13 protein-coding genes and 4 tRNA genes are annotated in these 15,616 nt (G+C 68.8%); 12 read left to right on the top strand and 5 right to left on the bottom strand.

What is annotated here, in order from left to right; all coding sequences use genetic code 11:
- Nucleotides 1-6: 6 nt before the first annotated feature.
- Complete coding sequence (locus ABD663_RS02275; protein ID WP_344736228.1) at nt 7-1,227, top strand: alpha/beta hydrolase family protein; 1,221 nt, start codon at nt 7-9, stop codon at nt 1,225-1,227.
- A 7-nt stretch (nt 1,228-1,234) separates the two neighbouring features.
- On the opposite strand, the gene ABD663_RS02270 is transcribed toward ABD663_RS02275, so the two are convergent.
- Nucleotides 1,235-1,675, bottom strand: a complete 441-nt coding sequence (locus ABD663_RS02270) for a SufE family protein (protein WP_344736227.1) — start codon at nt 1,673-1,675, stop codon at nt 1,235-1,237.
- Nucleotides 1,676-1,701: 26 nt separating this feature from the next.
- The gene (locus ABD663_RS02265; protein WP_344736226.1) at nt 1,702-2,607 is read right to left on the bottom strand and encodes a sulfurtransferase; all 906 of its coding nucleotides are present in this window, start codon (nt 2,605-2,607) and stop codon (nt 1,702-1,704) included.
- Between the two features lie 121 nt (nt 2,608-2,728).
- Between ABD663_RS02265 and zapE the strand changes: the two genes are divergently transcribed.
- The 3 genes from zapE to ABD663_RS02250 all read left to right on the top strand — a co-directional run bounded on the left by zapE (nt 2,729) and on the right by ABD663_RS02250 (nt 5,798).
- Nucleotides 2,729-3,763, top strand: a complete 1,035-nt coding sequence (gene zapE / locus ABD663_RS02260) for a cell division protein ZapE (protein ID WP_344736225.1) — start codon at nt 2,729-2,731, stop codon at nt 3,761-3,763.
- Nucleotides 3,764-3,981: 218 nt separating this feature from the next.
- Nucleotides 3,982-5,211 (top strand): ammonium transporter, encoded by a 1,230-nt coding sequence (locus tag ABD663_RS02255; RefSeq protein ID WP_344736224.1) that lies wholly within the window; start codon nt 3,982-3,984, stop codon nt 5,209-5,211.
- A gap of 77 nt (nt 5,212-5,288) precedes the next feature.
- Nucleotides 5,289-5,798, top strand: a complete 510-nt coding sequence (locus ABD663_RS02250; RefSeq protein WP_344736223.1) for a type II toxin-antitoxin system PemK/MazF family toxin — start codon at nt 5,289-5,291, stop codon at nt 5,796-5,798.
- Nucleotides 5,799-5,816: 18 nt separating this feature from the next.
- On the opposite strand, the gene ABD663_RS02245 is transcribed toward ABD663_RS02250, so the two are convergent.
- A tRNA-Val gene (locus tag ABD663_RS02245) sits at nt 5,817-5,889 on the bottom strand.
- 148 nt (nt 5,890-6,037) lie between these two features.
- Here ABD663_RS02245 and ABD663_RS02240 point away from each other — a divergent pair.
- From ABD663_RS02240 to ABD663_RS02230, 3 genes are all read left to right on the top strand, one after another.
- Nucleotides 6,038-6,110 (top strand) — tRNA-Gly (locus ABD663_RS02240).
- A gap of 55 nt (nt 6,111-6,165) precedes the next feature.
- Nucleotides 6,166-6,239: transfer RNA gene (locus tag ABD663_RS02235), tRNA-Cys, on the top strand.
- Nucleotides 6,240-6,266: 27 nt separating this feature from the next.
- Nucleotides 6,267-6,341, top strand: a tRNA-Val gene (locus ABD663_RS02230).
- A gap of 51 nt (nt 6,342-6,392) precedes the next feature.
- Here the strand turns inward: ABD663_RS02230 and ABD663_RS02225 are convergent.
- Together ABD663_RS02225 and ABD663_RS02220 are read right to left on the bottom strand one after the other, a co-directional pair.
- Entirely contained in the window at nt 6,393-7,436 is a 1,044-nt protein-coding gene (locus ABD663_RS02225; RefSeq protein WP_344736222.1) for an alpha/beta fold hydrolase, read from the bottom strand.
- Nucleotides 7,436-9,871 (bottom strand): GMC oxidoreductase, encoded by a 2,436-nt coding sequence (locus tag ABD663_RS02220; RefSeq protein WP_344736221.1) that lies wholly within the window; start codon nt 9,869-9,871, stop codon nt 7,436-7,438. Before ABD663_RS02220 ends, ABD663_RS02225 begins: the two co-directional genes overlap by 1 nt.
- Before the next feature lie 295 nt (nt 9,872-10,166).
- Here ABD663_RS02220 and ABD663_RS02215 point away from each other — a divergent pair, with 295 nt between their 5' ends.
- From ABD663_RS02215 to ABD663_RS02195, 5 genes are read left to right on the top strand one after another with little or no spacing between them, the layout of a single operon-like run.
- Nucleotides 10,167-11,984, top strand: coding sequence for a peroxidase family protein (locus ABD663_RS02215; protein WP_344736220.1), 1,818 nt, complete (start codon nt 10,167-10,169; stop codon nt 11,982-11,984).
- A gap of 22 nt (nt 11,985-12,006) precedes the next feature.
- Nucleotides 12,007-12,483, top strand: coding sequence for a nuclear transport factor 2 family protein (locus tag ABD663_RS02210; protein ID WP_344736219.1), 477 nt, complete (start codon nt 12,007-12,009; stop codon nt 12,481-12,483).
- Nucleotides 12,480-13,826: a cytochrome P450 gene (locus ABD663_RS02205; protein ID WP_344736218.1), complete on the top strand. Its 1,347-nt coding sequence runs from the start codon at nt 12,480-12,482 to the stop codon at nt 13,824-13,826. Before ABD663_RS02210 ends, ABD663_RS02205 begins: the two co-directional genes overlap by 4 nt.
- The gene (locus tag ABD663_RS02200; protein WP_344736217.1) at nt 13,823-14,713 is read left to right on the top strand and encodes an alpha/beta hydrolase; all 891 of its coding nucleotides are present in this window, start codon (nt 13,823-13,825) and stop codon (nt 14,711-14,713) included. Before ABD663_RS02205 ends, ABD663_RS02200 begins: the two co-directional genes overlap by 4 nt.
- 24 nt (nt 14,714-14,737) lie before the next feature.
- The gene (locus tag ABD663_RS02195; RefSeq protein WP_344736216.1) at nt 14,738-15,604 is read left to right on the top strand and encodes an alpha/beta hydrolase; all 867 of its coding nucleotides are present in this window, start codon (nt 14,738-14,740) and stop codon (nt 15,602-15,604) included.
- The last annotated feature ends 12 nt before the right edge of the window (nt 15,605-15,616 follow it).

Raw genomic sequence — 15,616 nt, 5'->3', positions numbered from 1 at the left:
GCCTCGATGCTCGCCTCCAGGCGCGCCGCGCACCGCGGCGCCACCCCCGCCCTCGTCGCCGGCCTCCGTGCCGCCGTCGTGACGCTCTCGACCGCCCTGGCCGGCGTCGCCGCCGTGCTCGCGTTCATCAGCGTCCGTATGGCCCGGCGCGTGGTGACCCCGGCCGCCCGCGTCGCCGACACACGCATCCTGGGACTCGACACCGGCGCCCAGACCATCACGCTCTCGCGCACGCCCGACACCCAGCTGCCGGGCCGGTACGGGCTCTTCACGAAGGGGACCGCTCCCTACGTCAAGGTCGGGTCGGTGCTGAGCGCGGACGAGACGACCGTCAAGCGCAAACTGCTCACCCACATCGGGCCGACCGCGCGCCTGGCGCCCGATGCGGCCTTCAGCGGCTGGTACTACGACCGTCCCGAGCAGCTCCAGCTCCCGTTCTCGCCCGAACTCATCGGCTCGGCCGTCGGGCCGTGCCCGGCGTGGCTGTTCCCCGCCGGCGAGGGCGACGTGTGGGTCATACAGGTGCACGGCCGTGGCACGACGCGCGCGGAGTGCCTGCGGGCTGTGCCGGTGTTCCACGCGCTCGGAATCACGTCGCTGCTCGTCTCATACCGCAACGACGGAGAGGCGCCGCGAAGCCGCGCGGGCACCTACACGCTGGGCGCCACCGAGTGGCGCGACGTCGACGCCGCCGTCGGCTTCGCCCGGCGCCGCGGAGCGAAGCGCGTCATCGTGATGGGCTGGTCGATGGGTGGCGCGATCGCGCTGCAGCTGTCGCTGAACTCCGCACACCGTGGCGTCATCGCGGGCCTCATCCTCGAGTCCCCGGTGATCGACTGGCGGCTCGTCCTCTCGTACCAGGCGCGCCTCATGCATCTGCCGTCGCCTGTGACCGGCCTGGCGATCGAGGCACTCAAGTCGGACTGGGCCGCGCCGGTCACCCGGGCCGGGGCATCGATCCCGTTCGATCGGCTCGACGTCGTGGCACGGGCGGCCGAGCTGCGGCATCCGATCCTCATCCTGCACTCGGACGATGACGGCTTCGTGCCGTCGGACGCGTCGCACGACCTCGTCGTCGCCCGTCCCGACCTCGTCGAGATGCAGGTCTTCGAGGTCGCGCGTCACACCAAGCTGTGGAACTACGACCAGGAGCGCTGGAGCTCGAGCATCCGCTCGTGGCTGGAGCGCCAGGGGCTGAGCCGCGAGGGAGAGACCGCGCAGGCCTGAGTCGTCGTCAGGTGGCGCGCCGGGCCGCTACCTGCCGCTTCGCGCGGCGCAGCATTCCGCTCATCCCCGCCAGCCGCAGCGGCGAAACGGCGCGGGTCAGACCGAGTGTCTGCGGGAAGTCGTCGGGCACCGCGAGCACATCGTCGACCGTCAGGCCGGTGAGTCCCTGGGCGAGGATGCTCGCGAACCCGCGGGTCGTCGGCGCCTCGGCGGGTGCGGTCGCATGCATCGTGACCGCGCCCTCGTCGTCGACTTCGAGGATGATGCAGACCGGCGACTGGCATTCCAGCACGCGTTCCTGCAGCTCGGGATGGTCGGCGAGCCGCTCGGGAAGCGCGGGCAGCTCGCGCGAGAACTCGAGCAGGAGCTGCAGTCGTTCAGGCTCGTCGAGTTCGAGGAATTCGTCGCGGATGTCGGCGAGGCCATCGGGGAGGGCGGAAGCGGTCATCCCCGATATTGTCCCACGCGGCCCCCTCAGCGGCCGGCCGGTGGTTCACCCGGCTCGGCGCCGGTCACGATGGGCACGCGTACCGCGCTGCCCCATTCCGTCCACGAGCCGTCGTAGTTGCGCACGTCGTCGAAGCCGAGCAGGTGGTGCAGCACGAACCACGTGTGGCTCGACCGCTCGCCGATGCGGCAATAGGCGATCACGGGCTCACCCTCGGTCAGGCCGGCTTCCGCGCGATACACCGCGTCGAGGTCCGCCCGCGTCTTGAAGCCCCCGTCCTCGGCGACCGCCCGGGCCCACGGAACGCTGCGCGCGGTGGGGATGTGGCCGGCGCGCAGCGCCCCCTCCTCGGGGTACGCGGGTGCCGACGTGCGCGAGCCGTCGTACTCCTCGGGGGAGCGCACGTCGATGAGCGGGTGCCCGAGGTGGGCGAGCACGTCGTCCTTGTAGGCGCGCAGCACCGAATCGTCACGCTCGACCACCGGGTACCGCGTCGCCGCAGGGGTCGAGGCATCCGTGGTGATCGGGCGGCCATCGGCGATCCAGCCGTCGCGCCCTCGATCGAGCAGCCGGACGTCCTCGTGACCGAACAGCGAGAACACCCACAGCGCGTAGGCGGCCCACCAGTTGTTCTTGTCGCCGTAGATGACGACGGTGTCGTCGCGCGCGATGCCCTTGCGGCTCATCAGATCGGCGAAGCCCTCGCCGTCGACGTAGTCGCGCACCACAGGATCGTTGAGCTCGGTGTGCCAGTCGACCTTCACCGCGCCGGGAATGTGTCCGGTCTCGTACAGCAGCACATCCTCGTCGGACTCGACGACCACCAGGCCCGGAGTGCCGAGCCGCTCCTGCAGCCAGTCCGCGGTGACGAGCCGCTCCGGGTGTGCGTACTCGGCGAACTTCTGGGACGTCGTGTCGGTCTCGACGGGCAACGGGGGGCTCCTCGGATCAGGCGGCGGGGCTGACGGCGTAGGGTGGACACCGCCGTACCGAGCCTAGATTCTCCGGAGCATCAGCGGCACCCTCCCCGTAAGAAGGCGATACAGGACTGGCATGGGCACCACCGGCACGCGGACGGGCATCGTCCACCTCACCGACCTGTCTCCCGAGATCTCGGGGGCCGAGATGGTCGCCGCGCTCGTGCCGCCGCCTCAGTTCTCCGCCGCCACGTTCGACTCGTACCGCGCCGACCCCGCCTATCCCTCGCAGCAGGAGGCCAAGGACCTGCTGATGGCCTTCGCGGGCGGGGGATCGGCGCCCAAGAGCGCGGGTCTGTTCCGCCGAGCCAAGAAGTCCCCGCCGATGCGTCCCGGCGTCTACCTCGACGGCGGGTTCGGGGTCGGCAAGACACATCTGCTCGCCGCCGTGCACCACGCGATGCCGGCTCGCCGCAAGTACTTCGGCTCGTTCATCGAGTACACGGCCCTCGTCGGAGCCCTCGGATACAAGAACACCGTCGAACTCTTCCGCGGCGCGGATCTGCTCTGCATCGACGAGTTCGAGCTCGACGACCCGGGCGACACCATGGTGATGACGCGGCTGCTGGGCGAGCTCGTGGCATCCGGCACCCGCCTCGCCGCGACGTCGAACACGCCGCCCAACGCCCTGGGCGAGGGACGATTCGCCGCGCAGGACTTCCTGCGTGAGATCCATGCGATGGCGTCGAGCTTCCAGACGGTCCGCATCGACGGCACCGACTATCGGCACCGCGACGTCGACGGTCACGCCATCGCGCTGCAGGTGCCCGCATACGAGGCGGCGGTGGCGGATGCCGCCGCGCACGGTCTCGCATCCGATGACGGCTTCGACGCCCTCGTCGCGCACCTGGCGCGTGTGCACCCGTCCCGCTACATCCGCCTCATCGACGGGCTCGAGCTCGTCGGACTGCGCGACGTCGCGACACTCGCCGACCAATCGGCTGCGCTGCGCTTCGTCGCGTTCATCGACCGCGTGTACGACGCGCAGCTGCCGATCCGCGCCACCGGAACCACATTGGATCGCGTCTTCTCGGAGGAGATGCTGACCGGTGGGTACCGCAAGAAGTACCTTCGCGCGATCTCACGACTGGTCGCCTCTACTCTCGCCTGATCTCGCCCACCAGTCGCGCCGGCGGATGCGGGGGAGCTTCCCGCCGATCCGAAACCTGATGTTTACCTGAGCGTCGACCTCGTAACGAACGCGAAACACGACGCGCACGCCGCTCGAAACCCGCTCTCGGGAGACTGGCACCTGCCCGGACAGCCGCGACCCGACTCAGCGGCGGCTTCGGCACCTCGAGTAACACGACACATGGATGAGGAAATCTCATGGACAGCGGAAATCTTGCCTGGCTGATCACCGCATCAGCACTGGTGCTCCTGATGACTCCGGGCGTCGCCTTCTTCTACGGAGGCCTCGTCAAGGCGAAGAGCGTCGTCAGCATGATGATGATGAGCTTCGGCGCGATGGGTCTGATCAGCGTGCTGTGGATCATCTACGGCTTCAACATGAGCGCGGTCCCCGAGGAGAGCCCCTGGGCGTTCTCGGGCAACCCGTTCTCGGACCTCGGTCTCGGCAGCCTCGGCAGCGATGACCTCGTGGGCGCGCTGTTCGGTGCGACGTTCGCGATCATCACCGTCGCGCTGATCTCGGGCGCGATCGCCGACCGCGCGAAGTTCGGCTCGTGGCTGATCTTCGCCGGTATCTGGGCGACGGTCGTCTACTTCCCTGTGGCCGCCTGGGTCTGGGGCGGTGGCTGGATCATGAACCTCGGCACGTCGCTCGGGTTCTCCACCGAGGTCATCGACTACGCCGGCGGTACCGCCGTGCACATCAACGCGGGTGCCGCTGCCCTCGCGCTGGCGCTCGTGCTCGGCAAGCGCATCGGCTTCCAGAAGGGCATCCAGAAGCCCCACAACGTGCCGCTGACGCTGCTGGGCGCCTCGCTCCTGTGGTTCGGCTGGTTCGGCTTCAACGGCGGCGCCGAGGGTCTGGGCGCGCTGGGCACCGAGGACTCGGTCGTCGGCCTCATCGTGATCAACACGCTCGGCGCGACCGCCGCCGCGATCCTCGGCTGGCTGGTCGTCGAGAAGCTCAAGGACGGCAAGGCCACTTCGGTCGGCGCCGCCTCGGGCGCCGTCGCCGGTCTGGTCGCCATCACCCCGGCGTGCGCCAACCTGACCCCCGGCTGGGCCCTGCTGCTCGGTGTCGTCACCGGTGCCGTGTGCGCCCTGGCCATCGAGCTGAAGTGGAAGCTCGGCTACGACGACTCGCTCGACGTCGTCGGCATCCACCTGGTGGGCGGCCTCATCGGTACGATCTACCTCGGCTTCTTCGCCACCGAGACCGGTCTGTTCCTCGGCGGTGGCGCCGAGCAGCTGATCGTCCAGGTCGTCGCCGCGGTCGGCGTGCTGATCTACTCCTTCGTCGTCGCATGGATCATCGGCTTCGCGATCGAGAAGACGATCGGCTTCCGCATCAAGAACGAGGACGAGCTCGCCGGCGTCGACACCGTCGTGCACGGCGAAGAGGGCTACTACCTCACCGAGCAGGCCTGACCTGCATCATCACATCGAGGGGCGTCGCGGCTACGGCCGCGGCGCCCCTCGGCGTGTGGCCCCGTAGGGTGGGGCGTGTGGCATCCCGTGGCATCCTCGGCACCCTGAAGAGCCTTCTGCGGCCCGCACGCCGCTCTCAGACCCGCACGCGGAGCGACGGTGCGGACGGACGCGCCGGCGCGACCGCGACCGTGCGACTCGACCCTCCGGCACGGCTGCGCATCACCTACGCACCCGACGCGGACGGCTCGCCCGACGCGGGCGAGGTGGTGTGGACGTGGGTGCCCTATGTCGAGAACGACGGGCGGGGCAAGGATCGTCCCGTCCTGGTCATCGGCAGACAGGACCGGCAGCGCGTCTATGCCGTCCGCCTCACCAGCAAGGCGCACGACGGAGACCGCGACTTCCTTCCGATCGGCTCGGGACCGTGGGATTCGAAGGGACGCCCGTCGTGGGTCGACATCGAGCAGCTGTACAGCGTCCACGAGGAGGGTATGCGCCGCGAGGCATCCGCTCTGGATCTCGATCGCTTCGTGCGCGTCGCGCATGCACTGCAGCAGCGCTACGGATGGGACGTCGGCGAGTGACTCATCGGAGGATCACGGTGGGCGATACCAGACTCGAACTGATGACCTCTTCCGTGTGAAGGAAGCGCGCTACCAACTGCGCCAATCGCCCATGGCCCCGTCGGGACCGAGTCACGATCCTACCCGATCCGCGGCGCGGCCACGAACCCGAGAAGCAGCGACACGCGCGATGCGATCTGGTTTGGTGAACGGCGCGTAGTCGGCTAAAGTCAGTGAGGCGCCGGAGAGATCCGGAGCACGCGGATGTAGCGCAGTTGGTAGCGCATCACCTTGCCAAGGTGAGGGTCGCGAGTTCGAGTCTCGTCATCCGCTCGAGTGCGGGGATCGCCTTTCGGGGCGATCACGACACGTGGGTCGAACCACACGCGGTGGCGTGGCCGAGCGGCTAGGCACCGGCCTGCAAAGCCGTTTACACGGGTTCGAATCCCGTCGCCACCTCCACTCCTGACAACAGAACAGCCCCTTCGGGCGCGATTGGCGCAGCGGTAGCGCGCTTCCCTGACACGGAAGAGGTCACTGGTTCGATCCCAGTATCGCGCACCACCTGAAACCCTCGGTCCGCCGGGGGTTTTCTCTTCTCACGGCGAAGACGTGTCAGCGGTTCAGCTCGGCGACGATCAGCGGGAAGACCTCGTTGTGGGCTCTCGATCCGAAGAACACGTCGCTGTGCCCATAGCGGGGGAGTACCCGCAGGCTGTGGCGGCCGGGTTGGTGACGTTCGAGGAACGCGAACGTCGCGCGCTGGCTCTCGGGCAGGAACGCACGGTTGTGCCGCCCCGTCAGCAGGGCGAAGCGGGTATCGGAGCGCGGCGCCGCGCCGGCCCAGCGCGGCGCGAAGCCCTCCCGGCCCTGACCGGGAAGGGCCACGACCTCCTTGCGTCGGTCGGACGCCGCCATCTGCGTGTAGAAGCTCATCGGCACCTTGCCGAACTCGCCACCGAGCCAGTCATGGGTCGCGTCGTCCAGGTTCTCGTGCCGGAAGAGCGCCGGGTGCCCCGAACCCAGGGCGAAGCTCGCCATGTTGCAGGCCGGATTGCGGCACTCGATGTGCCACATCCGCACGCTCGTCCGCGTCAGCCGCGCTACGCCGTGTTCGGGGCCGTCTCCCCACGCGACGTCGACGAACGGCTGGCGGTGCTGCATGAGTGCGCGGATGGTGTGGAGCTTGACCCGCCCGCCGCGCGGAAGCACCGGATGCAGCGACACCCCGTTCGCGATGAGCACATCGACCTCCGGCAGAAGACCGCCGACGACCGACATGCTCATCGTCATCGCCCCCACGCAGTGTGCGACGACCTTCACGGTCTCGGACCCCGTCACCTCGGTGATGTAGCGCACCGCCGCCGGATGATCGTTGACCGCCACGTCGTCGAGCGTCCACGGGAGTGGATCGAGGTCGATCGAGCCGCGCCAGTTGAGCATCCAGACGTCCCACCCGTCGTCGATGAGCACGTCGACGATCGAACGGCTGACAGGCGGACGGAACGATTCGGAGCGGTTGGCCAGACCGTGGACGAGCAGCACCGGTCCTTTGTGAGACGCCGCGCCCCCGCGCACACGGACGAGTGTGAGGGGAACCCCGTCGTCGGCGAACAGGAAGTGCGGCTCGTCCCGATGCGCGGTGCGGGTCGTCACCATCACCGCACCGCCTTGCCGGGTTCGATCGAGGTCGACGGCGAGGGCTCAGCGGGCGGAGGAGGCGGCTTCGCCGCCGGCAGGTAGGTGTCTGCGACGGACTTCATGAAGAACCTGCCGAATCGCGCGATCGAAGCGAGCGGCCCCGTGCCCGATCCGCGGAAGGTCGTCATCTGCCGCGCGAAGTCCCGCGGCAGGATCCGCAGGATGCCGGCACCGAGCACCTCCACCTCACCTTCCTGAGCCCCACGGTCGCCGGGCGGGATGTGGCCCTTGAGCAGCGTGATGTACAGCGTCGACGTGTCGCGCCAGATGTCGAGTCCCGGGTCGTCGCGCACGGTCTTGAAGCCGTACATCGTCAACGGGGTGCCCGACAGGTCGCTGAACCACAGCCGGTAGCGCATCTCGAGGGTGCCGTCGATACCGGTCTCGACGAAGAGATTCGCCCAGCCGCGCTGGACCGGGAGCTCACCGCCCAGCACATCGCAGTCGACGAACCCCGTCGCGGTCGCGGTGTGGTCGTCGCCCGCGACGAACCGCTCGACGTCGGGCGCGGTCACCGTCAGCTGGAACATGAACCGCTGCGTGATCTGTCGCCCGAGCCGCCACCCGCGGTGCGGATCCTCCTCGTCGAACGCGAAGAACCCCTTCATCTGCTCGGTGAACTCCATGCTGCGCCCGGGTACGGGATCGACGACGTCGGGCGAGATGGCGGCGACGTCGGCGGCGCGGGCCTTCGCAGAGCGTTTGCGTGGCCGGGGCTTTTCGAGGGCGTGCTCGACGGCCCGATTCGACATCGCCGCGATCGTGAGCGACGGATTCGGTCCGACCGGTCCCGGCACGGCCGCGCCGTCGACGACGTACAGACCGGGCGCGCCGAAGGCCTCGTTCCAGCTGTCGACGACACCCTCGTGGATGTGTCGACCCATCGGCACGCCGCCGAGCGGATGCACGGTCACCACCCGCTTGGTCCACCACAGCGGGTTGTCACGGAACCGGCCGCCCAGCGCTTCGGAGATGTCGCGCATCGTCGTGCGCATCGACTCGAAGTACGCGGCACTGGTCGCCGTGGTCCACTGCACGTCGAGCTGGCCGTCGGTGAGGATGATGCGACCGTCCGGGGTATCGCGTCCCATTCCGAGGAGGGGCAGCGAGCTCGAGGTCAATCGCCCCTGCCCCACCAGCCCCGCCACCTCGGCCGAGATGTTCGATTCGTTCTTGTCACGCATCCGGTACGCGACGAACTGGCGTACGACGCCGGCGGCGCGACGAACGGATGCGGTGATCTGCGCCGTCTCGATCAACCAGTTCGCGAACTCGGGGAACCCGGCCTCCTGCACGTAGAACCCGCGGCCGGCGCCTTCCTGGTCCAATCCGTCGGGCTGGCGGATCGCGGTGGTGATCACGGGCCCGTACGCGGGGTCGATGAGGCGAGTCGCGCCCTCGTCGGTGGTGGACTTGGCATCGAGGCAGAAGGTGAGCAGGTCGCCGTTGCCGCTGAACCGGGTGCCGAGGGCTCGCCCCAGCCCCGGCAGCCCGATGCGGTTGCGCAACAGCAGCGCCGAGGTGCCGAACGTTCCGGCGCCGAGGAAGAGCTCGTCGCACGTCATGCGCACCTCGGTGCGCGGGCGTATGCCGGTCTCGTCCGGCTCCTCGCCGTACTGGCGGTAGCGCACCTCGTACCCGCCGCCGGCGAGCGGCGTGATCCCGTACACGTCGGCGAGGGTGCGGATGTCGGCGCCGTGGTGGGCGGCCGCCGAGATATAGGTGTGGTCGAGCGTGTTCTTCGACCCTTCGTTGCATCCGATGTCGCACTCTCCGCACAGCCGGCACGTCAGTCGGGGCACACCGTGGATGTTTCCGTACGACGGCGGCTCGATGATCTGCTTCTGCACCGGCTCACCGCCCGGACGTGTCGCGAACGACACCGCGAGGGGCGGGCTGAACGGCTCGAGTCCGAGGGTCGTCGCCGCGTCACGCAGCGCCTTCGACTTGGGCAGGTCGTCGTACGGATTCGGCGCGGGCGTGAGCATCGCCTCGACCTCGTCGTAGTGCCGGTCGAGGTCGGCGCGGCCGATGGGCCAGTTCTCGTAGCCGCCGCCGGGCAACGGCGAATCGTGCACGAACCAGCGTTCGTCCTTGCGCAGCAGCACGTTGGCGTAGATGAGCGAGCCACCGCCGAGTCCCGACGACACGATGGCCTCCAGCTTGCGGAACGACCGGATGTCGAACAGGCCGAACAGCTCGTCCTCGGGCTCCCAGAACGCACGGCTCATCTCGTACGGGTTGCGCGCGAAGCTGCCGGGAGGATACGCACGGCCGCGCTCGAGCACCACGACCGACCGGCCCGCCTCAGCGAGGCGGTAGGCGGCGGTCGCGGCCCCGAAGCCGGACCCGACGACGATCGCCTCGACATGCTCAAGTGCTGCGTTGGCCATCGGCGGTCCTTCCCCAGGGTGCGGTGATGCCGTTCCTCGCATTCGACGAGCGCCGCGACGCCGGTCTGATACCCCGAGCGGTGCCGGTCGCGCCCGCCTGCGTTGGTCACACGGTAGTGAGCCTGCGCGGCGTGCCGCAATGGACCGCGTCGACCGCACACCGTCGGGCGGGTGTATCAGGGCACGGCGAAGACGACTCGACATGATGGCCGACGACCGCCAGCGCCGCTAGTATGCGGGCAGTTCCACTGGCCCGCTCTCGGGGCGATCCCGCGTCGGCTGTGAGGAGAACACGGTGTTCCATCGTCTGTACGCCCGCATCAACCGGACACGGCCGTGGTACCGACTGCCGTTCCTGTTCGGTCTGTTCAATCTGATCGCGCTGCGCGATCAGCTGCGCGAGGAGAACCTCACCGACACCCGCACTCCGGACGAGCCTGCGCGGACGCCGGGCGTGACCCTCGACACGTGCCCGTACCACGAGCGACGGTTCCGCACGGCGGACGGCTCGTACAACGACCTGAGCGACCCCGACATGGGACGGGCCGGCTCGCGGTTCGCCCGCAACGTGCCCCTCTCCGAGGCATGGCCGGCCGAGGGAGAGGCGCTGCTCACACCGAGTCCGCGCGAGATCAGCCGCACGCTCATGCGCCGTGACCAGTTCACCCCCGCGACCAGTCTCAACCTGCTCGCGGCCGCGTGGATCCAGTTCCAGACGCACGACTGGTTCGCGCACGGCCGCGACGCCGGACGCCATTTCGACATCGCGCTCGCCGACGACGACGAGTGGTTCGAGAAGCCGATGCGCGTGCAGCACACCCTCGCCGACCACACCCGTACGGACGCCGACGCCGAGCTTCCGCCGACCTACATCAACTCGCAGTCTCATTGGTGGGATGCGTCGGCGATCTACGGCAGTTCGGCGCAACGCCGAGACGAGGTGCGCAGCCATGTCGACGGCAAGCTCGTCCTGAAGGACGGCTACCTGCCGCTCGACCCCGACACGGGCGTCTCGCTGACCGGCTTCAGCGAGAACTGGTGGGTCGGCCTGGGTCTGCTCCACACGCTGTTCACCCTCGAGCACAACGCGATCTGCGACGCGCTCGTCCGCGACCATCCGGAGATGACCGAGGACGAGCTGTTCGGCACCGCTCAGCTGATCAACTCGGCGCTCATCGCCAAGATCCACACGGTCGAGTGGACCCCGGCGATCATCGCGCACCCCGTTCTCAAAGTCGCCATGCGCGCGAACTGGTGGGGGCTGGCCGAGGAGAAGCTGCACCGCTTGTTCGGCCGCATCAGCAAGAGCGAGGTGATCAGCGGCATCCCCGGCTCGACCCACGACCACCACGGTGCTCCCTATCAGCTCACGGAGGAGTTCGCCGCGGTCTACCGTCTGCATCCGCTGCTGCCCGATGCGCTCGAGGTCCGCTCGCTCGAGGATGACGCACTGCTGGACACGATGGACTTCGAGGAGATCATCCTGCTGAACGCCCAGCGCGTGTTCACCGGCGATGTCAAGGCGGAGGACCTCTGGTACTCGTTCGGACGCCAGCATCCGGGTGCGGTCCAGCTGCACAACTTCCCTCGATGGATGCAGGACCTCACGCTGCCCGACGGCACCCGGCTCGACCTCGGCGCGGTCGACATCCTGCGCGACCGCGAACGCGGGGTGCCGCGGTACAACCAGTTCCGCCGGCTGCTGCACCTGAAGCCCGCCGAGACCTTCGAGGAACTCACCGACAACCCGACGTGGGCGCAGGAGCTCCGCGAGATGTACGGCGACGACATCGAGCATGTCGACCTGCAGATCGGCATGCACGCCGAGACGCCGCCGCCCGGGTTCGGCTTCAGCGACACGGCGTTCCGCGTCTTCATCCTGATGGCCAGCCGACGGCTGAAGAGCGATCGGTTCATCACCGACTGCTACACCGAGGAGTACTACACGAAGACCGGCATGGACTGGATCGCCGACAACGACATGCGCTCGATACTCATCCGCCACTACCCGGGCCTCGCCACGAGCCTCGAGGGTGTCGACAACGCCTTCGCCCCGTGGCGGTCGTCGGCCTCACGATCCCTGTCCTCCGCCGCTGCATCCGCGACGGCGTGACCGGCGCACCTCGGGAGCGGCGATGACGCAGCACACGGAGGAGTCACGGGCCGCGCGCACCGCCGTGATCCGGAAGTACTGGGACGTGCTGATGTCGGGCGACATGGCGACCTTCCGATCACTGCTGGCCCCCGACGCGGTGATCCACTATCCCGGACAGAATCACATGTCCGGCGACTACACCACCACAGACGAGATCGTCGAGCTGTACCGGCGTCTCACCGAATTCGTGCAGCAAGGCACGTTCGAGGGCGAGGTGCTCGACATCACCACCGGCGACGTCTACACCTCCGTCGTGATCCGCTACGACATCACGACACCGTTGAGGGTGCTCCACGGTCGCGCGATCGGTCTGTTCATCCTCGATGACGACCTCAGGATCCAGGAGTACTGGCTCCACGAGTGGAACCAGAACATGATCAATTGGGTCTTCCGTTCCTCGCGATGGCTGGGCTGGATCCCGCGCGTCTTCTCGCGCAAGAAGGGGAGCCGACGATGACACCGCTTCCCCTTCCGCCCGGGCGGTTCGGCCTGCCCTGGCTCGGCGAGACCCTCGCGATCGTCAAGAGCAATCACGGCTTCTACACCGATCGGGTCGCGAAGTACGGACCGATCTTCAAGACGCGGCTGTTCGGCAACGACTTCGTGGTCTTCTCCGGCCACGAAGCGTTCCACCGCTTCGCGACGGATCCACGCATCGAGCGGGGCGACGCCGATCCGATCACGGCCGAGGCGATGTTCCGCAATTCACTCGCCCTGATCGACGGCGTCGAACACCGCACCCGCAAGACGCTCATGCTGCGTGGCATCGGCTACCGCTCGGCGATCGAGGCGTACATGCCTCGGATGCAGCAGCTCATCCAGAGCATGGTCGACGCGTGGGCAGCCGCAGAACAACCGCGCGCCATCCTGCCCGACCTGCAGCTGTTCTCGGCGCGGCTGACCGGCGAGCTCTACACCGGTGACCGCTCGGAGGAGGCGGCCCACGAGATCAACGACGCGGCCGCCGCCGTGCGGGGCGCCTTCATGGCACTGCCGGTTCCGCTGCCGTGGACCGCGTACGGCAGAGCGCAGAACGGGCGCAACCGCCTCGAACGGATCGTCGAAGACGCGATCGCGCGCCACGTCGACGCCCCGGGGGAGTACGACGACGTGACGTCGCGGATGGTCCTCGCCGCTCGCGAGGCCGGCATTCCCGTGGAGACGCTGAGCGGCGACCTCCGTCACCTCATCTTCGCGAGCCAGGGCGGCTACTTCGTGCCGCTCACACTCGTGACCATGATCCTCGGACAACACCCCGAGATCCGGGAGCGCGCCCGCGCCGAGGTGCTCGCCGTCGCGCCCGACGGCGATGTGACGATGGATCAGGTCGAGCGGATGCCCTACCTCGAGAGCATCTCGAAGGAGCTGCGACGATACTTCGCCATGAACTCGGCGACGTTCTTCGGCCGCGTGAAGGAGGAGATCGAGGTCGGCGGCTACCGGATCCCGGCGGGCTGGGCCGCGGCCGGCGGCATCCACGTCACCATGCGCAACCCCGACGTCTTCGCCGACCCCGACACGTTCGACCCGGATCGGTTCGAGGCCTCGCGCGAAGCCGCGCTCGCCCCCGGCAGCTACGTGCCGCACGGTGACGGGCAGGCGACTCACCATCGCTGCCCCGGCGAGAACATCGTCACGGTGGCGGTCGCACAGTACCTCGTGTTGCTGTTGCGGCGTCTGGAGTGGAGCATCCCCGCGCAGGATCTCTCGCTGACGAACGAACTGTTCCCGCTGCCCGCGAGCGGCCTGAGCGTGGCGTTCCGTGAGCACGCGCCCGCACCGACCGGCGGCGCGACATGACGATCCTTCAGGAGCGCGGTCTGACCAGGCTGCGCCATCTCACGGCCCTGATGATCGTCGGGGATCGGCAGCCGTTGACGCGGACGCCCGCCGAGGCCGATCTCGACTTCGAAGACGTCGCGTTCGCGTCGACCGACGGGGTCGAACTGCGGGGGTGGTTCGTTCCCGCCTGCGACCGCGTCGCGCCGGCCGTCGTCTTCGTGCACGGCTGGCTCTGGAACCGCCTCGGCAACACCGCCGGCAGGGTGCCCTTCCCCGACGCATCCGTCGACTTCCTCCCGGCGACGCGCGCGCTGCACGACGCCGGCTGTCACGTGCTGCTGTTCGATCTGGCCAACCACGGTGAGAGCGGCCGGAGACCTCCGCTCACGTTCGGCCCGTGGGAAGCCCGGGACGTCATCGGCGCCGTACGCTACCTGCGCAGCCGCGTCGACGTCGACGTCGAGCGCATCGGCGCGCTCGGGACCTCAGCGGGAGCCAACACCGTCATGTACGCGATTCCCGACGCCCCACCGGTGAAGGCCTTCCTCGCCGTGCAGCCGACGCGGCTCGCCGTCTTCAACCGCCACTTCTCGCGCGAGGTCCTCGGCCCGGTCGGACCCGCCGAAGCCCGGAGCATGGACCTGCTCTACGCGATGCTCGGGGCCCCGTTGCCGAGCCGCCACGACCCGGCGGTGCCGGCCGCCCACCTCGGCCACACCGTGGTGCAGTACGTGCAGGGCACGGGTGATCGCTGGGGCGGGATGGAGATCGTCAAGGAGTTCTCGTCGGTCACGCCGCACTCCCTCGGGGTGGTGGAGTACCCGTCGACCGGGCGCTACGAGGGCTATCAGTACGTCAGCGAACGGGTCGACGACGTCGTCTCGTTCTTCCTCGAGAACCTCTGAACCGCTGACCCGAAAGGGGAGACCATGCCCGATCCGCTCGCCTTCGCCCGCGTGATGGTCGCGGGAGTCCGACAGCCGATCACCCGGACGCCCGCCGACGTCGGCCTCGAGTACGAGGACGTGGTCTTCCCTGCCACCGACGGTGTCACGCTGCGCGGCTGGTTCGTCCCGGCGGGGACCGAGCCCGGCCCGACGGTGCTGTGGGTGCACGGATGGCCGTGGAACCGCACCGGAAACGCCGTGGGCAACGTGCCCTGGGCCGACGGCGACGTCGACACGCTGGCGTGCAGCAGGGCCCTCCACGACGCGGGCTTCCACGTCATGCTCTTCGACCTCGCGAACCACGGCACGAGCGCCCGACGGCTGCCGCTGACGTATGGGGTGTGGGAGTCGCGCGACTACGCAGGAGCGATCGGTCACCTGCGGTCGCGCCCCGAGGTCGACCCGGCCCGCATCGGGGCGATCGGACTGTCCGCCGGCGGCAGCACGATCCTCTACGGCACGCCCGACGCGCAGCCGATCCGCGCGCTGCTGGCGATCCAGCCGACGACGGTCGGGGTGTTCGCCGACAACATGGCGCGAGACGCGTTCGGCCGCTTGGGCACACTCCTGTCTCGAGGGCTCACGGTCGTCTACTGGGCCCTGCGCGCACCGCTGCCCTACGCGCACGATCCCGCCGTTCCGGCCGCGAGCCTCGGCGACACCGTGGTGCAGTACGTGCAGGGCACCGGCGACCAGTGGGGGACGATGGCAGATGTGGAGCGGATGTCGCGCGCGACGCCGAGATCGCTGGGCGTGGTCGCCTACCCGTCGACAGAGCGGTACAGCGGCTACTCCTACATCGACACGCACGTCGACGACGTGATCGCGTTCTTCGCCGACCACCTCTGAGCGCGGCCGGAG

Origin of the sequence: Microbacterium awajiense (assembly GCF_039536545.1) — a bacterium.
GTDB classification, from domain to species: Bacteria; Actinomycetota; Actinomycetes; order Actinomycetales; family Microbacteriaceae; genus Microbacterium; species Microbacterium awajiense.
This window is presented reverse-complemented; position numbering and strand designations above follow the sequence as displayed.